This window comes from Oscillatoria sp. CS-180 (genome assembly GCF_028330965.1).
Lineage (GTDB): Bacteria > Cyanobacteriota > Cyanobacteriia > Phormidesmidales > Phormidesmidaceae > Halomicronema.
This window is the reverse complement of the sequence record NZ_JAQMUB010000097.1, coordinates 42,450-64,435: the sequence shown is the minus strand read 5'-3', so window position 1 is coordinate 64,435 and position 21,986 is coordinate 42,450. Positions and strand designations below refer to the sequence as shown.

The window sequence follows — 21,986 nt, the reverse complement described above, 5'->3', positions numbered from 1 at the left end:
TGAGCAATTTCTGTAGCTTTGCTGAGTTCACCTAAATCTTTGAGGAGGTTGAGGGCACTATTGAGGGTGTCAATACGATCGCGGCTCCAGTCGTGGTTAGCAGCGAGGCGCAGCTTGCCCTGGGAGATCGCCTTGAGTAGTGCTAACTGTGAGTTCTATTGATGACTGCTGTTGAAGACATTGCTTTGGCTACCCATCAGCAAGCACTGAGATTGAAACCTGGGCAAATTGTACAGGTGCGATCGCGCCAATATCTGGTCGAGGAAGTCACTCCCCCAAAAGAAGCGGAGGGCGACCATATTGTGAGCCTGGCTTGCCTAGAGGACGATGCCCAGGGCAAGGCGCTGGAGGTATTTTGGGAGCGGGAAATTGATGCTCAGGTGCTCGAAACGGATTCCTGGGAGTCGGTGGCGAGTAAAGGCTTTGACGACCCACGCTACTTTTCGGCCTATCTCCATGCTTTACGGTGGAACTGCGTTACCTCGACCCAGCCGAAGCTCTTTCAGGCACCTTATCGGGCGGGCATTGAGGTCAAGACTTATCAGTTAGAACCCCTGCGAAAGGCCCTGCGGATGCCCCGGGTGAACCTGTTCATTGCCGACGATGTGGGCTTGGGCAAAACCATTGAAGCCGGACTGATTCTGCGGGAAATGCTGATGCGCCAGAAGATCAAGCGCGTTGTGATTTCCTGTCCGCCGTCGGTGGTGCGCCAGTGGCAGGAGGAAATGGAGAGCCGCTTTGGCCTCACCTTCGTGATTTTCGATCGCGACTTCATGGCGGCTAAGCGGCGGCAGCGGGGCTATGGCATCAATCCCTGGAAGACCCATACCCGCTTCATCATTTCCCATTCCCTGCTGCGCGATGAGACCTATGCGGCTCCCTTGCGGGACTGGCTGGGGGACTTCTCTGCTGGGGGGCTGTTCATCTTAGATGAGGCCCACAACGCCGCTCCCGCTAGTGGATCGCGCTATGCCATTGACTCGCAGCTCACCAAAGTCGTGCGGGACTTAGCCACCCGGTTTGAGCATCGGCTGTTCCTATCGGCGACGCCCCACAACGGACACTCCAATAGCTTTGCGGCGCTACTGGAAATCCTGGACCCGCAGCGATTTTGTCGCGGGGTGCCGGTGCGGAGTAAGAAGCTGCTGGATGCGGTGATGGTGCGGCGGCTGAAGCAGGATTTGCGGGAGATTAACGAACCGGACTTTCCGAAGCGGGAAGTAGTGCCCGTCGTGATTGATGGACTGCCAGAGGATGCGCCAGAGCTGAAACTGTCTCGCCTACTGCAACGGTATCGCCAGCTCCGGGAGCAGCGGCTCAAGGAGATGCCGCGCTCGACTCAGACAGCGGCGATGCTGGTAATGACCAACCTACAAAAGCGGTTGCTCTCTTCCATCGAAGCTTTCGCGCGGACGCTGCGGGTACATTGGCAGGCTGTTGAGCGACAGGCGGAGCAACAACAGGTGGTAATGAGCCGCACCTTGTCACTGCTGCAAGAGTCGGCAGGATCCGATGACGATCGCGCTGACCTCAATGAAGACGAGGTGATGGCGGAAGAAGATACCCAGATGGAGAAGGCGACTTATGCTGCCGGGGCAGGTATTGCTCAGGAGGAGTTGGAGCTGCTGGCGGCGATGAGTCAGATTGCGGAGCAGGCCAAGCATCAGCCTGACAGCCGCATTCGCAAGCTAGAAACCTGGATTCAAGAAAATCTCTGTCCTGATTTGGGGGAGTCTGACGCTCAATGGCTGAATCGGCGGGTGCTGATCTTCACGGAGTACACCGACACCAAGCGCTATCTGGAGCAGCAGCTTAAGACCATCATTGCCGGGTCGGATCAGGAGCACGATCGCATCGGTACGTTCCACGGGGGCATGGGGGACGATCGCCGCGAGGAAATCAAGGCGGCCTTTAACGCCGACCCAGCTCAGCATCCCCTGCGGATTCTGATTGCGACGGATGCAGCGCGGGAGGGCGTTAACCTGCAGAACTACTGCGCGGATTTATTCCATTTTGATGTGCCGTGGAATCCCAGCCGCATGGAACAGCGCAACGGACGTATCGACCGGAAGTTGCAACGATCTCACATGGTGCATTGTCACTATTTCGTGCTGCTCCAGCGCCCGGAGGATCGGGTGATTGATGTGCTGGTGCAGAAAACCCAGCGCATCCATGAGGAATTGGGCAGCCTCTCTCCAGTGATTGCAAAAAATGTCAACAAACTGCTGGAGACGGGAATCAGGGAAGCTGAGGAGGAAGCATTAAAGGGCTCCATTAACCAAGCGGATACTGCCGATGAAACTTCCCAGGTCGGAGGTCGCGCGATTAAGGAGGAGTTAGAGGCGGTTCGGCTACGCCAGGATAAGCTGCGGCAGCAGCAGGTGGAGCTGGAAACCATTCTGCAGGACTCGCGGGATTGGTTGGGCCTCAGCGATCGCCATTTCCGGGATGCGCTCTCAGTGTCGCTGGAGTTGATGGGGGCAACGGGACTGCAGCCCTTGTCAGCCGAGGAGGCGGTGGACAACGAAGAACGTAGTCGCTGGAAGGTACCGGCGCTGGACCAAAGAATGGGAGCCGATCCGACCTGGGCAAACACGCTGGACACCCTGCGGGCACCGCGACAGCGGGGGCAAAAACTTTGGGAATGGCGTAAAGAAGCCCCAATTCGTCCGATTGTGTTCCGCGATCCGGGGTCGCTGGATGGCGAGGTGGTGCATCTGCACCTAGAGCACCGGATGGTGCAACGGCTCTTGGGGCGATTTCTGTCCCAGGGCTTCCTCCATGATGAGCTGACGCGGGCCTGTGTGGTGCGTACCGATGATCCGATTCCTCGGGTGCTAGTGCTGGGGCGGTTGTCGCTGTATGGCGATCGCGCGGCGCGACTCCACGATGAAATTATCACCATTGCGGCGGAGTGGATGGATCCGGAAGCCCGTGGCCGCAGTAAGTTGCGACCGCTGACGGAGGGAGAAAAGCGGGATGTGCTGAAAATCCTGGAAGATTCCCTGGCCAGTCGACGCTTGCAGGAGGTGCCGCCGAACCGCTTGGCGCAGATGAAGCAGTACACCGCTCAGGATGTGGAGGAGTTGTTACCTCACCTAGAGCGGCGATCGCAGCAGCTTACCGAAAGTGCCAAGCGCAAGCTGGAGAAGCGGGGAGAGCGGGAAGCGGCAGAGATGACACAATTGCTGGAGGAACAGCGTAATCGCATTCTCCAACAGTTTCAGCAGTACGAAACGCAGCAGCTCAATCTGTTTAACCCGGAGGAGCGGCGGCAGATCGACAGCGATCGCCGCCACTGGGAAAGCCGGGTAGCGCAGTTGGAGCAGGAGATTTTGACAGAGCCGGAACGGATTCAGCAGACCTATCAGGTCAAGGCGGAGCGGGTAGAGCCGGTGGGGGTTGTGTATTTGTGGCCAGTATCTAGCTAAGGGGGCACAAAACGATGGAAGTGGCCAGATCCATATATCTAGGTAAGAAGATTCGTGCTGATGACTCCAGAGTAAATTCCCGCTCTTATCGAGAGATGGGACTTAGATGTATCTACTGTGGAGAGCCAGTTTTTTATAGAGCTGGAGATCAAAGAAGGTCTCACTTCGCACACTTTCCCAGCATTGATCCTCAGAAATACGAGGAATGTTTGCTCAGGCAACAAAATAAGGGGGGTGGACCTTCCTTTAAGGAACCGTGGTGGCAAGAGAAGGGGGGAGAGCAAAGATTCTATTTATTTCAAGAACACTTTATATATATTCTTCGGACAGCTATTCCCGATTTGGACATCAGTCCTCTAAAAGTAGAACCACAAGAAACCGAGTTGAATGAGTTACAATCTAGAGCACTTCAACATGCGAGAGATAATCTAGAGGCGTTTTTAAGGTATGAACGCATTTTTGGCAGAAAGCGAACAATTTTAGAGAGAGAAATTGTTGGCGAGGCATTTGACTACTTGACAGTAAGTTCATCTAGAAACCTATTCAAGGTCATCACGAATCATATTTTAAACAGAACTTACAACAGCAGATTTCTGTTCGATGAAGATATACTTTGCTGTCATGTATTGGGATCTCTAGAAGCAATTAACTGGCTCAAGCTCTTTGAGCAAATTCATCCTCCCTCTAACAACGATATTTTACATTCTCTAAAGCATTCAAAGAGTTTTGTTAGACAAGTCAACGGTTCATCTATCCAGTCAATTTATCTCGACAAAGGCAACCTTTGGTTGTCGTCGGGCAAGTGCTCAGGCATAAGCCATGAAACCAGAATCGGCAAAATCAATCACTTAAAGCTAATCAAAGCTGGATGGATATCTAGAATTACATATAAAAGAGTCGAAATTCCTCATCGAAATCGAATTAGCGTTTCAGGAATACATGATCTTTATGAATCTTACAAAAAGTATCTAGAGTGTGATTTTGTTCCGGGCTGGAAGATTTCCCTCGGACGATATCTTGTTGACAATCAAGATGAGAAGTTCAGTCAAGAACCCTCTGAAGGCGATCTTCTGATTGTAGATAGGAACAATAGCTCTTGTGTACGGACAAGAGAAGCGAGGATTGTGCTGATGCGGACAGCTAAAAGCAGCTATCTCAACCTTGCAAAGATAGACTTTATTTCATTGAAATCATCTTTTGAAGACAGAAAAATATATGAATTCAATGATTTCTTGATTTTTTCTGATACTTATAAAGTCGAGCTGATAAAAAATCCATCTATTGCAGTTTCTATCAATGACTTAGTGCATGAAATACATCGCTTAATCAAAACATAAAAATGCGCTTCAAATGCATAGTAAAAGCAAATTTTCCTATTGATTGATCCTGGACTCAGGCAAACCACTTTCACAGATAAAAGTCGTAATAATGCCCTCTAAAGACCTCGACATACTTAGACACCAAGAATGGCTCGGCCTGCTGCAGCCGGTGGGCTTAGTGGTATCGCCGCCAGCACTGATTAAAGCTCAGGCGGTAATTGATCGGGGGCGGCTGGTGGACCTTCAGGAGCGATTGCGGGAGGTGCTCTCTACGGAGGTCTTGCACCGTCGTAAGGATGACGGACTGGCCTGGATTGAGAACTTCTCGGCCTTTACCGAAAAGGTGCTGGGCTGGTACCCAGAGGATTTGGTGCCAGCGGCGGACTTGCCGGACAGTCTTTCAGCGGTGTTGCCCAGCTATGGCGAGACCCTGCGGCCCACCTACGGCGTCAAAGACCCGGACAGTGACGAGTGGGTTCTGCTGATTCAGGAGATGGCACCGGGACTGCCCTTGGATGAGGATGACCCGGCAGCAGTGGCGGGGCAGGGGTGGAAGGCGAGTTTTCAGGCGAAGTTTGAGCGGTTGCTGCGGGAGACGGGCATTGCGGCGGGGCTACTGGTGAATGGCACAGACATTCGGCTGGTGTATGCCCCCAGTGGTGAGTCATCGGGGTATCTGACCTTTCCGGTACAGGCGATGTCGGAGGTGCCGGGGCGACTGATTCTGGGGGCGCTGGACTTGCTCCTGGGGGCAGACCGCCTGTTTAACGTGCCGGAAAATCAGCGGTTGAATCGTCTGCTGGTGGAGAGCCGCAACTATCAAGCGGAAGTTTCCACCAAGTTGGCAGAGCAGGTGCTCGATGCCCTGTGGGAGCTGCTGCGGGGCTTCCAGGCGGCGGATGCGGCAGTTAACGGCAGCTTAGTGCGGGAGCTATCAGAAACGGACTCCCAACATATCTACGGCGGCCTCATCACAACTCTGATGCGTCTGGTGTTCCTCCTGTATGCCGAAGACGAGGGGCTGATGCCCGATGACCCGGTGTATCAGCAGAACTATGCGGTCTCCGGCCTCTATGAAAAGCTGCGGGAAGACGCGGGCAGCTATCCGGACACGATGGATCAGCGCTATGGCGCTTGGGCGACGTTGCTGAGCTTGTTTCGGCTGGTGTACGACGGTGGGGGAGCCTATGAAGAATATCTCCCTGCCCGCCACGGGCAACTGTTTGACCCCGACGAGTATCCGTTTTTAGAAGGGCGACCTCAGGGCAGCCAGTATCAGGTCTATGGCCGGGTGGAAGCGCCTCGCATCCCCGACGGCACCATCTACCGGATGCTCGACAAGCTGCTGATGCTGGATGGGGAACGGCTCTCTTACCGTGCCCTGGATGTGGAGCAGATTGGCTCAGTGTATGAGGCGATCATGGGCTACGAGGTGGAGGTAGCCGAGGGGCGGTCCATTGCGGTGAAGCCCAAGGATGTGGTGGTCAATGTAGAGGCACTGCTGGCTACCCCGGCGAAGGATCGGGCCAAGGGACTAAAGGATGAGGCGGAGTGCAAGGTCACAGGCAAGGGGCTGACAGCGCTGAAGCAGGCTGAAACCGTGGAAGACATTGTGGCGGCACTGGAGCGGCGGGTATCGTCTCGGACGCCGAACCTGTTGTCCCCCGGCAGCCTGTACCTGCAACCAGGGGAAGAACGCCGCCGCACGGGCTCGCACTACACTCCACGAAAGCTGACCCAGCCGATTGTGGAAACTACCCTGCGGCCAGTGCGGGAGGCGTTGGGGCCACACCCCACCCCTGATCAGATTTTGGCGCTGAAGGTGTGCGACCTGGCGATGGGGTCAGCAGCGTTTTTGGTAGAAGCCTGTCGGCAACTGGCGGAAACGCTAGTGGCAGCCTGGGACATCCACGGTCAGCCTGCCGACCTGCCGGATGCGGTGGAGCCGGTAGTCTATGCCCGTCGTCTCGTGGCCCAACGCTGCCTCTACGGGGTAGACAAGAACCCCTTTGCCGTGAACTTGGCAAAGCTGTCACTGTGGCTGGTGACCCTAGCGAAGGATTTACCATTCACTTTTGTGGACCATGCGCTCAAGTGTGGAGATTCATTGGTAGGCATATCCAGAAAAGAAATTAACTCCTTCGTGAACAATGCAGTCTATAGACCAACTTTTGATGATTACCAGAAACGGGATCAGGTTGATCAACCTGTTGCCAAAGTACGTCAATTTCGCGAGCTAATTCAGGCGTCTGACGCATTAACAGACGAAGATGATGCTCAAAAGCGGAAGAATCAACAGGCCGCAGAGGCAGCATGCGTAGGGGTTCGACTGGCAGCAGACTTGATGGTGGCAGCGTTTCTTGAAGGTACCACCAAGAAAGACCGCAAGGAGAAACTAGAGGACTTTGCCACCAAGCTATTACTTTTTGAGCAGGAGTTTTCCGAAGAAAATCTAGCAAGTCAACGTCTCTCAGCAGATTTGGCTATTGCCGCACACATTGAGGGAAGAACTTCTAGGCAGCGTGATGAAAGGCGGAGAGAGTTTGCAGGAAAACTGGTTGCTTTCAAAGAGCATCAGATACCGGCCTATGAAGTTCTCGAAATTTCGGAGAGATTGAGGACAGGTTCAAAGGGGATACTTCCGTTTAACTGGGAAATTGAATTTCCAGAGGTGTTTGATCGGGAGAATCCTGGGTTTGATGCGATCGTTGGAAATCCGCCGTTTATGGGTGGCTCTAAAGTATCTGAGAAATATGGAAAATCTTATTTGACATATCTTTTGGAAATCACACCTGAATCAAGGGGAAAAGGAGATTTAGTAGCTTTTTTCTTGAGAAAGGCATTTACCCTTGTTCGAGAAAAAGGGTGCTTAGGCTTAATAACAACAAAAACCATTGCCCAAGGAGACACAAGATTTACGGGGTTGAGATGGGTTCGTATTAATGGCGGAAAAATCTACAATGCAACAAAAAGACTACGATGGCCTGGAAAGGCTGCTGTAGTCGTCAGCGTGATTCATGTGACAAAGGACATTCATCCGAGAGTCACAAACTGCATGGATGGAAAATCTACTAAAGTTATATCTGCTTATCTTTGCGAAGTTGACATCGACGAAAATCCCACGCCTCTAAAGGAAAACAAAAATAGAGTTTTTAGCGGCAGCAACATAAATGGAAAAGGGTTTGTTTTATCTCCTGAGCAAGCCGAAGAATTCATTAATTTAAACGCTCAAAATTCTCAAAAAATAAAACCCTATATTGGAGGCGATGAACTAAACACCAATCCTAAGCTTTTGCATTCAAGATATGTAATTGATTTTGGAGATGACGAAATCGAGCAGGTTGAGGTTCATCCCGAGCTATTTGAGCACTTGAATCAAACTGTCAGAATTCAAAGGCAAAGCAGTTCAGAGAATCGGTTGAAGGAGTATTGGTGGCGTCACTCTAGACCAGCGCGTGAGCTTTACACACGCTGCAAGAATATGCGCCAAATTCTAGCAAGTTCCAGGCATAGTCCTTACATCTGTTTTGGCTTTCAGAACTCAGACCGTGTTTTCTCTGATGCGCTTACCCTTTTTGCCTTTGACCAATATTCTGGCTTTTCTGTATTGCAGTCTCAAGTTCACGATATATGGGCTATTTTCTTTGGTTCATCAATTGGTGATACTTTCCGATATATTCCAGAAGATTGCTTTGAAACCTTCCCCTTCCCCGAAAACTGGGAAACCGCCCCTACCCTCGAAGCAGTTGGCAAAACCTACTACGAATACCGCGCCGACCTCATGGTGCGTAACAACCAGGGCCTCACCGACACCTACAACTGCTTCCACGACCCCGAAGAACGCCACCCCCACATCCTCAAACTCCGCGACCTGCATAACCAAATGGATCGCGCCGTCCTCAACGCCTACGGCTGGCCCGACATCGACACTACCTGCGGCTTCGCCCTTGACTACCTCGACACCGACCCCGACGACCTCCCTCCCGAGGCACAAGACCGCATTGTCTCCGGGGACCTCTTTTTTCCCACCCCCGACGAAGCCGCCGCCTTCGACAGCCTGGTGCGCACCGGCAAGCGCAAACTCCCCTGGCGCTACCGCTGGCCCGAAGTCACCCATGACGAAGTTCTCGCCCGCCTCCTCGATTTAAATCAACAACGATACCTAGAGGAGGTGCGCGGCCATAAGGCAGCGGGTACCCTGAAAAAGGGGGAAAAACAATCTGCTCGCTCCAAACAGAAATCCCCCAGACTCCAAGCCAATGCCCCCACCATCCCCGGCCTTGAAATCTAAGTTATGGAACCACCTCTGTTAGTCAGCCATTCCACTCAAAGACCAATGCAAGTTGATTTTTCATGGCGACGGTTTTCTGCGTTGAGGCAGAGAATAACGGGTGTATTAACGACACTGTTGATGATCAACTGGGCAGCTTTTCTGAGCATCTATACCTTTGAGGTGCAATATTCCTGCAAACCGCTAGTTGGCGCTTCTGCCTGCAGTCCCTGTGCTGAAGTGGATGCTCCTCATTCTTTTTGGCAAGACATCAATATCTTTGTGAAGGAAGAGAGCCTACCAACCTGCCCCAAGCAGTTGAGATCAACTCAATCAGGAGATGAAATTAACATTACTGGTTCTGGTGGCAAAAGCACCCCCGATACTTCTGAAACCAATCGTGCAGACGGCGGTGGTAGCAGCAATGGAGATGACTTTCGGCCACTTATTCCGCCACAAAAGATGATTGAAGGCTCTTTGGCTGGCTCCGTTGTAGCTGTAGGTGCAGTTGTTGCTGGGGCTCCGGCGATGATTGCCATTGGTGTTGGTGTGGCTGTCTGGCTTGCCGCTAGCGCGTTACTGGCCTCTAACTCCTAAAACAGTTTAATTTGAGGTAGTCCTAAAAAGGTAAGGATGGCTGTAATTCTCTTTCTGAAAGAGTTTCGACGAGTGAAGCTAGCTCCTGAGTGCTGAATTATCCTGGTTATTCACAGGATTTCCACCGAAAATCCACGGGAGAATGAGTGTCCTAGCCTTCAACGAGTATATATACTTGGCACCTTTGAGCGGGATGTAAATCTTGATATCCCTTGCTGCATATAAGATTTAGCCATCCTTACCTGTAGGGCACTACCTAATTTGAGACTTCGAGCTGATCAACAAACCTAAGCAAACCAAAAACATGACCCATTCCTCATCCGATGCTTCGCAAAATATCATCCGCTTTAGCTGGCCGATTTTTGTCCAGCGACTGACGCAGGCCAGTCTAATTATTTTTTGTATCGGAGCTGTACTCATTCTGCTTTGGCACTTCAATGGCAGCGTGGATGCAGTCTTTCCTGACGGTGCTGATCCCCTAGCATTCCTGGGTGGAGCAATTGCCCTAGTGGTTCTCACTTTGATGGGGGTTCCTGTAATGGCAGCGACCGCTGCTGGGGTGGCTATTTGGCTGGCAATTCAAAACTTTCTCTAATGCCGCAGTAAATGATATACGGCATCTAAAACTTATGAACTTAATCGAAGTTAAGCAAGTATCTAAAAGCTTTCCAGAGGGCATGTTTGGTAAGCGCACCATCTTAAATGACGTAGATTTGACCGTCCGTCAGGGTGACTTTGTTGTGCTGCGCGGTGCGAATGGCGCTGGCAAAAGCACCCTCATCAAAATTATTCTCGGTTTACAAGAACCCGACAGTGGTAGCGTGGAACTGTTTGGGAGATCGCCCAAAACACCAGAATCCAAGCTGCGTGTAGGAACCATCTTTCAGGAAGTGACGCCTCCGAACAGTCTGAAGGTCAAAGAACTCATTAATCTGATTCGTAGTTATTATCCCGACCCTAAACCCACTCAAGAGATCCTGAGAACCGTTGGCTTGGAAGATAAACAAAATGCCTTTCCGAGTGATTTATCAGGAGGGCAAAAGCAGCGACTTTACTTTGCGATCGCCTTGGTGGGTAATCCCCAACTACTGATTCTGGATGAGCCTACTCGAAATTTAGATGATGAAGGCCAAAAAACGTTTTGGGAACAAGTGCAGCGCTGCCAGAAAGACGGTGTCACGATTCTGATGGTGACTCACATTAAGGCTGAGCAAAGCGTATTGCAGAACTCTGCGACACATATTCTCACCTTGGCTGATGGAAAACTAAGCTATGACAAGCGTCCCAATTTGGCTTCGGCAAACCAGCCGACCTGCGTGCCAGTGACGACCAAACAGGCCAACCCAGTGGGCGTTTTATTCATGCAGACTAAAGCAGAAATTTTGCAACTCATCAGAACGCCTATTTATCTAGTTGGAGTGTTGCTTTTTTCTGGTATGGCTAGTCTCTTTCCAGCCGATGATTCCCATACATTGAAGCTTTTGCTCGTATTGTTTGGTGCAATCAGCCTGTTAATGTTCTCAGTTGATCGCCTGGGCAAACGGATTGCCATTGAACGAGTGGAGGGCTGGCTAAAACTTCTAAAAGTCACACCGCTACAACCTAGCTTGTATCTAGTTGCCAAGTTATTCATGACAATGGTGGTTTTGATGACCAGCCTGGCCACGATTTTTGGTATCGGTATTTATAAGTTTGGCATTGTTCAGTCAGTCGCTGAATGGAGTCTCTTGAGTTCTAGTTTGCTGTTGGGCATTATCCCGTTTGCAATGGCTGGAATTGCCCTCGGCTACATCGTGCCACCCAAAGCCTTAGACGCAATTACCGGCTTATTAATTCCGGTTGCGCTGATTAGTAGTGGACTATTTGCAGACCAAATGCCGACTTCGCTGAATGATGTGATCGTGCTCTTGCCGTTTGTCCACTACAAAGGGTTGATCGAATTTGCGGCGGGTATTGCTAACGACCATCAATTGATGCTCCACATTCTGTGGCTTGCGTTTTACAGCGTTTTGGGTGGCCTCATTGCTAAACAAGCCTATCAGCGAGACGCTCTAGCCCAGTAAAACGTAACTTCATCTACTTATACAATTATCGAAATTTCCATTCCTTATCATGCCTACCAGAATCCATGGTGCTGAATATCCCATCGAGAAGGTCTTCTGTGATGACTTTGTTTTCTCGATCCCGCTTTACCAGCGCCCCTACGCCTGGGAAACAGAGCAGGCCGAAGCTTTGTTAGATGATTTGCTTGGCTTTTTAGGAGAGAGCGAGATTCCCATCGAAGAGCTAAACCCTTACTTTCTGGGCAGTATCGTTTTAATCAAATCAGATGGGTCAGCAGAAGCAGAAGTGGTTGATGGGCAGCAACGTCTAACCACACTGACTATTCTTTTATCAGTTCTGCGAGAAGTTGTACCCGACGAAGTGGCGCTAGAGTTGACCGCTTATCTGTATGAAAAAGGGAGCCGAGTACGGCGGACTCCTAATCGTTACAGGTTGACCCTGCGAGAACGGGATATTAAGTTTTTCCGTACCTGTATTCAGGATGAGGGTGGCATCAGCAAGCTCATCGAGATCAAAGATGCATTTCTCCCCGATAGCCAAGCTCACATACGCGATAACGCCTTACACCTGCTTAAGAGATTGCAAGAACTCTCTGAGGAGCAGTGTTTAAGGCTTACCCAATTTGTGGTCACAGGGTGCCTATTGGTAGTGGTTTCGACGCCAGATATGGAATCGGCATACCGGATCTTCTCCGTCCTCAATGATCGCGGCTTGGACCTCTCCCATACCGATATTCTCAAGTCAGAAATCATTGGCAAAATTCCCGAAGCCCGGCAGGAGCAATACAACAAGCTGTGGGAAGACACCGAAGAAAAACTAGGGCGAGACACCTTCCGTGACTTGTTCTCACATATTCGGATGATGTATCGCAAAGCCAAATCGCAGGACACTGTGCTCAAAGAGATTCGGCAATATGTCAAACCGACTGAGCATCCTACACATTTCATTGATGATGTCTTGTACCCGGCAGCCCAAGCCTATGCCGATATTCGGGATTGTGCTTACGAAAGTCATCAACACGCGGAGGCGATCAATACCTGTTTTCGATACCTCAACCGAGTGGACAACGTAGATTGGCTCCCCCCTGCGATCGCCTACCTTTCTCGCCACCCAAATCAGCCTGCCCAATTGCTGTGGTTTTTCACCCAACTTGATCGCTTAGCATCGGGCCTAATGATTCGCCGGGCCAACATTAACGAACGGATGCGGCGCTATGCCACGTTGCTTACTTGGATTGAAGAAGACAAAGATCTCCAAAGTCCAGAGTCACCGCTCCATTTGACTGAAGAAGAATGCCGTAACGTGATTCAACGCCTCGATGGCCCGCTGTATCTAGAGAGTAAAATCCGCCTGTATGTCTTGCTGCGTTTAGATACTTATCTGTCTGGCGGCGAAGCTGTTTACAACTTTCCCCGCATCACCGTCGAGCATGTCTTACCTCAAAAACCTAAGCCTAATAGTGAGTGGCTGGAATGGTTTGGCGACGAGGAAAGCCGCCAAAGCTATGTTCATCGTTTGGGCAATTTGGTGTTGCTATCCCGCTACAAAAATAGCAGTGCGAGTAACTACGACTTTGAAACTAAGAAGCAAAGGTATTTTGGCGGTAAAGACGGTGTGTCGCCTTTCGTGATCACAACCCAGGTACTCAAGGAAACCGAGTGGACGCCTGGTGTGGTTGAGCGACGGCAAGAAGAACTCATTGGTTATTTGGCTAAACTTTGGCGATTGGATGAACACGTTCCGGTGATGGCACTGCAAGCTTAGCGTCCTGGTCTTCGCAAACGAGGTGTAAACGTTAGATTTTAAGCACAGTCAGCTTTTCCAGCCCCCGACCATGAATACCAAACTCGTAGAATCCCTCGTCGAAGCGGTGCAGTCCTTACCCCCAGAGGACTATGCCCTCTTTCAAACCACCCTCAGCGATCGCATGGTGAGCAAAACCCCTGGCGTTGCGGGCAGCCTCGCCTGCATTCGCAACACCCGCATCGCCGTATGGACACTCATCTCCTTACAGAAACAGGGAGCTGACGATGCGGAACTGCTGCACAACTTTCCCGGCCTTACTCCCCTCGATTTGATCGCCGCCCGAGCCTACTACGCAGCGCACTCCGACGAAATTGATCAAGAGATTGCTGACGACACCGACGAGGACGGTGGGCATGGCTAGGTTTTACTCCAACGAAAATCTGCCCATCGACCTGGTCAACGCTCTACGCGCACTCGACCATGACGTGCTCACCTCCTATGAAGCGGAACAAGCCAACCAGAGAATTCCTGATGCCGACGTTTTGACCTATGCCACCACGAAAAACCGCATTGTCATCACCCTCAACCGCAAAGACTTCATTGCCTTACATCAGAGCGGTCTGCACCATAGCGGCATCATCATCTGCAAAGAAGACCGCGACTATGTTGGACAAGCCCAAGCGCTGCATGACTACCTTGTGAATTCTGGGGATGAATTAAGCGATCGCCTCTTGCGGGTGCAAAAGCAAAATCGTCCCCAAGCCGACCAACAAATTTTCGTCATCCGGGAATACTCCCAATAGCGCCATTTACCATCGCTCGTCGCCATGAGGTCTTACTATGACCACGTCCGCTGACATTCGCGCCACCCTCGTCGATGCCCTCAATATCGACCTCGTCGGCCCCGCCCCCAACAACTCAACCCACGCTGAGGAAGTGCTCAACCAGGCTCCTTCCAAGTGGTATCTCACCGGCTTTTTGGCTCCCTTTGGCGCACCGCCCGACCTCCGCTCCGACGACGACAGCGACGACGCCCTCCCCGAAGAAGTTACCCAAACCGACACCAGCGAAGACAGCAAAAACCCGGATAAACCCGCTGCCCGCAAAGTCCTCTTTCCCTCATCTATGGGGCTGAGCTTTCTCATCTCCGCCGCCACCCAGACCGTTGAAGCGACGATGACCTGGGGCGACTATCTGCCCATCGAACCGAGCCTTGAGGAAGCCTTTGAAGACGATCAGCAAGAGCGGAGCAAGCGCAAGAAAAAGCCTGAACACTGGCAGCGAGTACCTCAGCGAGTCGTCCTACCCGTCAAGATTGAAGCCAGCCCAGAACCCTACGCCATTGATATTCCCGGCGGCAGCGGTCTCAACCTGGTGGTCACCTGCCGCCCCGTCTGCGGCGACCAGTTTCCCCTCGGCACTCAATCTGTCTCCGTCTTTTTGGTGAACTATCGGCAGGCCGCGAAAGGCGATCGCGACGCGACCTTTGCCTTCCAAACCCACCTCTGTCTCAAGTGTGCCGAAGGCTTTGTACCCCGCTCCGACCCGCGTGGCTACAACACCACTGACCCAGACGAGGCCATTGCCGCCCTGCAATATCGCGAAGATTACGAGTTTGCCGTGGGTCACAATGTATCCGCGATCGCCAATGGCGTCGAAGGGGATCACTGCACCGAAGTCTGCACCACCTGGATTCCCACTGCCGAAGTGCCCCGAGTCGCACCCACCCCTCTCCCCAATGTGAAGCTGGGCATGGAAGCGCTCGCCGCTGTGCCCGATTACATCACTTTACGCGGCATGATTGGCCCTCTAGTGACCCAATATCGTGCCTGGATCGAGACTCAACGCACCATCGCCATCCAGCCCCAAGCGGCTGCCGATGTGTCCAAGCATCTGATGGATCAGGCTAGCCACGCTTGCGATCGCATCGAAGCCGGACTGAAATCCCTCGAAAATCCCCAGGAGCTAGAAGCCTTCAAGCTAATGAATCGGGTGATCGCGATCGGGCGACGACGACAGCTCAGTCAAGAGTTAGGACACCCACCAGAGAGCTTTGAGCCGCCAGCGTGGCGTCCGTTCCAACTCGCTTTTATTTTGCTTAATCTGACGGGCATTGCCGAACCAGAGCACCGCGATCGAGAAACCGTCGATCTCCTATTCTTCCCCACAGGGGGTGGTAAAACCGAAGCCTATCTGGGTCTAGCAGCGTTCACGCTGGTGTTACGACGGCTCCATAATCCCGCCATTCAATCTGGTGGGGTCAGTGTGCTGATGCGCTATACCCTCCGCCTGCTTACCCTCGACCAGCTAGAGCGGGCCTCCCGACTCATTTGTGCTCTAGAGCTGGAACGCCAAAAAGATCCTGACAAGCTGGGCAAGTGGCCTTTTGAAATCGGTCTGTGGGTCGGCCAGAGCGCCACGCCCAACCGGATGGGTAAACGCGGTGACAAAGACGACTATTCTGCCCGCACCCGCACCCTCGCCTTCAAAAGTGACAGCAAGAGCAAGCCATCGCCCATTCCCCTAGAGCGGTGTCCCTGGTGCGGGGAGACGTTTACAACCAACTCCTTCCAACTATTGCCCAACGAAGACGCTCCGAAAAACCTGAAGGTTATGTGCGTCAATCGTGGTTGTGACTTCCGCAGCCGCAATCCCCTGCCCATTTTGGCAGTGGACGAACCCATCTATCGCCGTCTGCCCTGCTTCATCATCGCTACCGTCGATAAATTTGCAGGCCTGCCCTGGTTTGGGCAAACGGGGAACTTATTTGGCCGTGTCACCCATTATCAGGAGCAAGAAGGTTTCTACGGTCCCGGTGATGCCACTAAAGCGGGTCGCCCCCTCGAAGGCTTCCTGCCTCCCCCTGATCTGATCATTCAGGACGAGTTGCACCTGATTTCGGGACCACTCGGCACAATGGTGGGACTGTATGAGACGGCGATCGACGCCCTGTGCTGTCGTGATGGGGATAACGGCCAAGCCATCCGCCCTAAGGTCATTGCTTCTACGGCTACCGTTCGTCGTGCTAGCCGTCAAATTCAGGCCCTCTTTAGTCGTAGCCATGTCGATATCTTCCCGCCTCCTGGCCCTGATCGCCACAACTCCTTCTTCGCGAAAACCGACTTTGAATCACCAGGACGCTTATATCTGGGGGTTGCGGCCCAGGGACGCAGCCTTAAGGTAGTGCTCCTCAAGTCTTATCTGCCGTTACTTGCTGCCGCACAAAAGCAGTGGGACATCGCGCGCGCGCAGAAACTCAAACCGAATCCTGCCGATCCGTATATGACGCTGATGGGTTACTTCAACTCCCTGCGAGAACTGGGCGGTAGTCGTCGCATTGTGGAAGACGAAGTCAATTCCCGATTGACGCGATACCATGAGCACCTGCGCGAAGGTGAGCTAGTCGGTCCCTTCCACGGGCGCAAAATCGACGAAGAACCGGAAGAACTGACCTCACGGGTCGGGACTGATAAGATTGCCAATACCAAACGCCGCCTTGCCTTACCCTTTAGCGATAAAGAGCGAGTCGATGTCGCACTGGCCACCAACATGATTTCTGTGGGTCTCGATATCGTGCGATTGGGGCTGATGGTGGTGCTGGGGCAGCCCAAGACTGCCGCCGAGTACATTCAGTCCACCAGCCGGGTGGGTCGTGATCCTAGTCGTCCCGGTCTGGTGGTGACGCTGATGAATATTCATCGACCGCGCGATCGCTCCCACTACGAACGCTTCCAAACCTGGCACAACAGCTTTTACCGCGCCGTCGAGGCGACCAGTGTAACGCCCTTTTCGCCTCGCGCTCTCGATCGGGGCCTCGCCGGTGTCACTGTCGCCCTCGCTCGCCTCGGCATTCAGGAGATGACGACCCCTTTGGGCGCATCCAACATCACGGACCAGCGAGCCGCTGTTGAAGCCATGGTTGAGACCATCGCCCGTCGTGCTGAAGGTCACAGCCCCGACTTGGATGCCGAAACCTCCAATGCGCTGAGAACCAGCGTGCGATCACAGGTTATCGACCTGCTCGACAATTGGGAGCGCATCTACCAGCGGAATCAACGGCTGCAATACCACACAGAAACTGACCTGGCAGCCCCCTTGCTAGTGGATCCCTTTGCTCCAGACGCCGATCAAAAACCGGCTGATGAGCAAAAGTTCAAGACCCAGCGCAGCATGCGCGACGTAGAGGCCACCGTCAATCTCTGGATTCGTGACCCATACAGCCTTGAAGACGTGGAGGCCGAAAACTAATGGCAAAGTCGAAAAAGTCCCAGAAAAAGCCCAGCGGCGAACTCCGCCAAAGCCAAATGCTCACTACCTTTGGCCCCGGTGCCATGGTGGATTTGCCTCAGCGATCAGTCATCATCTCTGGTCTTAGCTTCTGGAAAGGCGACAAACAGTATATCCGAGAAGAACGTCTCGCTTATAAAGTCGCGAAAAGCCTCCAGGACAAATTACCAGAAGGCCAAGAAATTCACCTCTTCACACCACCGAGGCAGTCTAATGATCCGCAGGCGGGACATACAGGCGTTGATGCTTTCGTTTTCCCAACTTGGTTTCTCGCCCAGGTTGATCGCACCTTTGAGCGCGAAGGCAAAATCTACCGCACTCGTCCACTCGTCCCCTGGGGAGCCGTGAAGGGAGGCTTGAATTTTGAAGGTAAACGGATTCCCGCTGTTCCCGTCCGCTTCGTCCAAGCCTGCACCAACGGGCATCTCAGCGATATCAACTGGAATGCCTTTGCCCATGATGACTTTGATGCCAAGTGTCGAGGGCAACTTTGGCTGGATGAAGCGGGCTCCGGCAACGACTTCGAGGAAATCTTTGTCCGCTGCGAACAGTGCGGTCAGCGCCGTCCACTATCTCAAGCGAAGGTGCCAAACTCCAAAGTTCTGGGAGCCTGTAGCGGCCACCGGCCCTGGTTAGGCCCAAGGGGAAACGAACCCTGCCGTCGTAGTCAGATCTCGGCTGAGACGGGCGATCGCATCGAAACTGATCAGCCAGAATATAATCGCCTGCTGGTGCGATCAGCCAGTAATGCATATTTCAGCCAAATTCTCAGCGTCATCTCCATGCCGGATAAAGAGGCGGAGCTGAAAAAGGCCGTGGATCGCTTTTTCCTGGAAGACCTGCAGTTTGCTGAGGACATCAGCGACGTCAAAAAGGAACTGAAGAAACCGAAGTTTGTCGACTTGGTTGAGTTCGGTGCGGAAGCTGTCTGGGCTGAAGTCCAGCGCCGCAAAGCCAATCAACATGCGCCTGAGAAAAGTATCAAACAGGTTGAACTAGAAGCGCTCTTATCCTGCCCTCAGGAGAAAGGCAAAGAAGCGCCCTCGGATGACAAGGTCTTTCAGGGCTATGCCCGATGTCCGAGCTCGTTAGCGCCCCAATGGCAGAGCGTGATTGATCAAGTCGTACTGGTCCATCGCTTGCGAGAGGTGGTAGCGCTGATTGGCTTCACTCGCTTTGAGGCCGCCATGCCTAACATCGAGGGTGAAATTGACGATCTAGAAATTGGTGTCCGTCGTGCCACTCTGGATTTTGAGCCGAAATGGGTACCCGCGATCGAGAACTTGGGCGAGGGCGTCTTCATCAGCTTCAAATCCGACCTCATCACAACCTGGCTTGACAAACCTGCCGTTCAGTTGCGAGCCAAAGAGCTTGAGCAAGGCTATCGGAAATGGGCGGAAAGCCATGGCATTCCTAGCGAAAAAATGAAGTTCCCAGGCGTTGCTTACATCATGCTCCACTCGCTTTCCCATCTCCTGATCACTTCAGTTTCTTTAGAGTGTGGCTACGCTTCTAGCGCGATTCGAGAGCGCATCTATGCCTTTCCCGATATCGGTTATGGCATCTTGCTGCACACCGGCACCTCCGGCTCGGAAGGTACGCTAGGCGGTTTAGTCGAAGTGGGCAGACGGATTGAACACCACTTATCTAAAGCGTTAGAACAGGGACGCCTTTGCTCTAACGATCCCGTTTGTGCTCAGCACAAACCCGATAGTCCTCAGGAAGATCGCTTCCTGCATGGTGCAGCCTGCCATGGATGCTTGCTCATCGCTGAAACATCCTGTGAGCGGCGTAACGAAATGCTGGATCGGGCTTTGGTCACGAGTACCGTGGAGGGTCTGGGGGCCGAATTTTTCCCAGATAGTCTTCTGTGAAGTCCTCTTTTCTGAAGCTCAGTCGTCCGGCTCTCGACGGTATCGCCGATGCTCTCGATGCTGGTCGGCTCAGTCTGCCAGTAACACCCGTAGCAATTTGTAGCTATGTGATTGATGGCAGCCTGCCAGAAGTCATGACCGAGCTCAATCAGCTTTATGAGCAAGGAATGGCGATCGGTCACATTGCTTACATGCTCAGGCTATTGGCGTCAGAACGTGCCCAGTCCCAAGCCCAACAAGACCGGGTTGATTTAGTGTGGACAGGACCAGAGGTGCCCGGTACCGAAAGCCGTGATACCGGCATTGTCGTCCGCGAACTCTTCAGCAGTGCCCAATCGAATATATTGATTTCTAGCTTCTCTGTCGATCAAGGTCCTAAGGGACATGCCCTTTTCCGCCCACTTGCTCAGCGCATGGATGCTAATCCTGATCTCCGAGTCCGGATGTTTCTCAACGTGCAACGGAAGTACCAAGATACGACTCCTGCAACCGTTCTGCTGCAGCGATTTACAGAAATCTTCCGCAACCATGTCTGGCCTGGCCAACGTCTTCCCGAAGTCTTTCACGATCCTCGTACAATGCTGATGACGGAGCGATCTAACGCCTGTCTACATGCTAAATGTGTAGTCGTTGACGAAGAACGCTTCCTCATCACTTCTGCCAATTTCTCTGAAGCTGCCCATGAGCGCAATATCGAAGCTGGGATTCTGATGACTGATAAAGTTGTTGCCCGTGCCATACGCTCTCAATTTGAAATGCTGGTTGCCTGTGAAGCCCTGAAGCGGGTTCCCGGACTCTGAAAAATCACATGCGACGACGGTAGCTAACATAGCTAGGATATTTGGCCCCCTGAAAGCCTTTCCAGGAGAAGTTTCTCGTTTTTCTTTCTTCGTTCTCCCGTCTTTGGTTATGTCTAGACTTAGAAATTCTTTCTTTGGAAAAAAGATGAGACTGGTGCAATTTTCAGTGATCGCCCTTGTTACACCATGCCCCCCTCTGCAACACCTTAACTGTTGAGATTTCAGGGCTAGCTGCAACAAGCCGAGGTGCGATATCACTGCGGTATCGCCCAACCTCCGAGGATTGCTGCCATGAACAACACTACACTCACCACTACTCATCCAGCCGCTCGCCAGCGTCGTCTTCGAGCGATCGTCAAACGCCTGGTCGTTGAACTGGGCTATCTCGAACACTGTCTCGCCGAAGGCCTGCAAGATACCAACGTACAGACTGCTGCTGCTGGCATTGATACCGCGATCGACTGCCTGAACGAGCATTTGTCTCGCTAGTCGCTAAACTGACTACCACTATCTGCCAACAGCGTCCCCTTGCCCCGTGGTGAGGGACTTTTTTACGGGTTATGAAGCCGCTGCGTGACCTGCCTCACCGGCACTCAGGTCTTCCTGCGATCACCCTCAGCTTTCTCAGAAAGCGATTAACTCAGGCTTATTTTCAGGTCAGGCAGGGCTCAGGGGCGGACTCCACTATAGAACTCAAGATGATTGAAACGCTAAATCACCCCCAAACAAAGGAGTTCAAATCATGAAACGCATTGCATTCGCCCTCACTGCTCTGACCGCTGTTACCATTGCCATCGCCCCCGCTAGCTACGCTGCCCCTGATTTCGACGAACTACGCCGCGAAAACCTCGACGAAGACGCCGTCAACTTTGACGAGTTACGTCGTGAGAACCTCGACAAGGATGCGGTTGAAACGGTTCAAGTCAAAGCGATTGACTTCGATGAACTACGCCGCGAAAACTTAGATAAAGACGCGGTTGACTTCGATGAACTACGCCGCGAAAACCTCGACAAAGATGCCGTCCACGAAGTTGTGGCCGCCGTTGACTTTGATGAGTTGCGTCGTGAGAACCTGGACAAAGACGCGATTGATTTCGACGAACTGCGCCGCGAAAATCTAGAAAAAGACGCCATCGCCACCGTTTAGACGGTAGACTCTCTCCTCCTTGCCAACGACGTTCCGTCCCACACACACCTTTGCCCCCTCAATGTCACCATTCAGGGGGCTTTATTGAAGCTTGGTGCCCGAACTCCATGAGAGTCAATCATCTAGCACCAAAAGGCTCTGATCGCCCATGCGATCAGAGCCTTTCTTCATTGGAAGAGAGATCACTTTTACCGAGATCAAAATTATGCTGAGACGAAATATTCAGAATAATTTTGTTGAGGATAAATGAATTAAGTAAGAGTTGAGAACTCAAGAATAATATTTAAAAGAATAACAGCACCCAGAACGGTTCTTTTGAGTGACCTCCTCACCGAGGTCGAGCTTTCTTAGAGCGGTGGCGGTAATCGCTTTTTCAAGGCTGGGCCTTGCGATACCCACATCCTAGCTCTCTGCTGTCAATTCGAGGAAATATCAAATACCTGATTGGATG

The 21,986-nt window shown here is 52.3% G+C and carries 14 protein-coding genes; all 14 read left to right on the top strand.

What is annotated here, in order from left to right; all coding sequences use genetic code 11:
• Window positions 1-161: 161 nt before the first annotated feature.
• The 14 genes from drmD to PN498_RS26565 all read left to right on the top strand — a co-directional run bounded on the left by drmD (window position 162) and on the right by PN498_RS26565 (window position 21,535).
• Window positions 162-3,431 carry a DISARM system SNF2-like helicase DrmD gene (gene drmD, locus PN498_RS26630; protein WP_272066497.1) on the top strand — a complete coding sequence of 1,090 codons (3,270 nt, stop codon included), beginning with the start codon at window positions 162-164 and terminating at the stop codon, window positions 3,429-3,431.
• Window positions 3,432-3,445: 14 nt separating this feature from the next.
• Window positions 3,446-4,768, top strand: coding sequence for a competence protein CoiA family protein (locus PN498_RS26625; protein ID WP_272066496.1), 1,323 nt, complete (start codon window positions 3,446-3,448; stop codon window positions 4,766-4,768).
• A gap of 91 nt (window positions 4,769-4,859) precedes the next feature.
• Entirely contained in the window at window positions 4,860-9,041 is a 4,182-nt protein-coding gene (locus PN498_RS26620; RefSeq protein ID WP_272066495.1) for an Eco57I restriction-modification methylase domain-containing protein, read from the top strand.
• 3 nt (window positions 9,042-9,044) lie between these two features.
• Window positions 9,045-9,617: a hypothetical protein gene (locus tag PN498_RS26615; RefSeq protein WP_272066494.1), complete on the top strand. Its 573-nt coding sequence runs from the start codon at window positions 9,045-9,047 to the stop codon at window positions 9,615-9,617.
• A 304-nt stretch (window positions 9,618-9,921) separates the two neighbouring features.
• Window positions 9,922-10,212 carry a hypothetical protein gene (locus PN498_RS26610; protein ID WP_272066493.1) on the top strand — a complete coding sequence of 97 codons (291 nt, stop codon included), beginning with the start codon at window positions 9,922-9,924 and terminating at the stop codon, window positions 10,210-10,212.
• A 34-nt stretch (window positions 10,213-10,246) separates the two neighbouring features.
• Window positions 10,247-11,680, top strand: coding sequence for an ABC transporter ATP-binding protein/permease (locus PN498_RS26605; protein WP_272066492.1), 1,434 nt, complete (start codon window positions 10,247-10,249; stop codon window positions 11,678-11,680).
• Between the two features lie 49 nt (window positions 11,681-11,729).
• Entirely contained in the window at window positions 11,730-13,445 is a 1,716-nt protein-coding gene (locus tag PN498_RS26600; RefSeq protein ID WP_272066491.1) for a DUF262 domain-containing protein, read from the top strand.
• A gap of 70 nt (window positions 13,446-13,515) precedes the next feature.
• Window positions 13,516-13,848 carry a DUF433 domain-containing protein gene (locus tag PN498_RS26595; protein WP_272066490.1) on the top strand — a complete coding sequence of 111 codons (333 nt, stop codon included), beginning with the start codon at window positions 13,516-13,518 and terminating at the stop codon, window positions 13,846-13,848.
• On the top strand, window positions 13,841-14,230 hold the full coding sequence (locus tag PN498_RS26590) for a DUF5615 family PIN-like protein (RefSeq protein WP_272066489.1): 390 nt from the start codon (window positions 13,841-13,843) through the stop codon (window positions 14,228-14,230). The genes PN498_RS26595 and PN498_RS26590 overlap by 8 nt, the downstream gene beginning before the upstream one ends.
• Window positions 14,231-14,267: 37 nt before the next feature.
• Window positions 14,268-17,675 carry a DISARM system helicase DrmA gene (drmA, locus tag PN498_RS26585; RefSeq protein ID WP_272066488.1) on the top strand — a complete coding sequence of 1,136 codons (3,408 nt, stop codon included), beginning with the start codon at window positions 14,268-14,270 and terminating at the stop codon, window positions 17,673-17,675.
• Entirely contained in the window at window positions 17,675-19,588 is a 1,914-nt protein-coding gene (drmB, locus tag PN498_RS26580) for a DUF1998 domain-containing protein (RefSeq protein ID WP_272066487.1), read from the top strand. The genes drmA and drmB overlap by 1 nt, the downstream gene beginning before the upstream one ends.
• Complete coding sequence (gene drmC, locus PN498_RS26575; RefSeq protein WP_272066486.1) at window positions 19,585-20,388, top strand: DISARM system phospholipase D-like protein DrmC; 804 nt, start codon at window positions 19,585-19,587, stop codon at window positions 20,386-20,388. The genes drmB and drmC overlap by 4 nt, the downstream gene beginning before the upstream one ends.
• A gap of 291 nt (window positions 20,389-20,679) precedes the next feature.
• Window positions 20,680-20,877 carry a hypothetical protein gene (locus PN498_RS26570; protein WP_272066485.1) on the top strand — a complete coding sequence of 66 codons (198 nt, stop codon included), beginning with the start codon at window positions 20,680-20,682 and terminating at the stop codon, window positions 20,875-20,877.
• Between the two features lie 253 nt (window positions 20,878-21,130).
• Window positions 21,131-21,535 (top strand): hypothetical protein, encoded by a 405-nt coding sequence (locus PN498_RS26565; RefSeq protein ID WP_272066484.1) that lies wholly within the window; start codon window positions 21,131-21,133, stop codon window positions 21,533-21,535.
• Window positions 21,536-21,986: the final 451 nt, after the last annotated feature.

Coding starts and splice junctions, on each gene's coding strand:
- drmD (WP_272066497.1), top strand. CDS start 162: ATGACTGCTGTTGAAGACATTGCTTTGGCTACCCATCAGCAAGCACTG.
- PN498_RS26625 (WP_272066496.1), top strand. CDS start 3,446: ATGGAAGTGGCCAGATCCATATATCTAGGTAAGAAGATTCGTGCTGAT.
- PN498_RS26620 (WP_272066495.1), top strand. CDS start 4,860: ATGCCCTCTAAAGACCTCGACATACTTAGACACCAAGAATGGCTCGGC.
- PN498_RS26615 (WP_272066494.1), top strand. CDS start 9,045: ATGGAACCACCTCTGTTAGTCAGCCATTCCACTCAAAGACCAATGCAA.
- PN498_RS26610 (WP_272066493.1), top strand. CDS start 9,922: ATGACCCATTCCTCATCCGATGCTTCGCAAAATATCATCCGCTTTAGC.
- PN498_RS26605 (WP_272066492.1), top strand. CDS start 10,247: ATGAACTTAATCGAAGTTAAGCAAGTATCTAAAAGCTTTCCAGAGGGC.
- PN498_RS26600 (WP_272066491.1), top strand. CDS start 11,730: ATGCCTACCAGAATCCATGGTGCTGAATATCCCATCGAGAAGGTCTTC.
- PN498_RS26595 (WP_272066490.1), top strand. CDS start 13,516: ATGAATACCAAACTCGTAGAATCCCTCGTCGAAGCGGTGCAGTCCTTA.
- PN498_RS26590 (WP_272066489.1), top strand. CDS start 13,841: ATGGCTAGGTTTTACTCCAACGAAAATCTGCCCATCGACCTGGTCAAC.
- drmA (WP_272066488.1), top strand. CDS start 14,268: ATGACCACGTCCGCTGACATTCGCGCCACCCTCGTCGATGCCCTCAAT.
- drmB (WP_272066487.1), top strand. CDS start 17,675: ATGGCAAAGTCGAAAAAGTCCCAGAAAAAGCCCAGCGGCGAACTCCGC.
- PN498_RS26570 (WP_272066485.1), top strand. CDS start 20,680: ATGAACAACACTACACTCACCACTACTCATCCAGCCGCTCGCCAGCGT.
- PN498_RS26565 (WP_272066484.1), top strand. CDS start 21,131: ATGAAACGCATTGCATTCGCCCTCACTGCTCTGACCGCTGTTACCATT.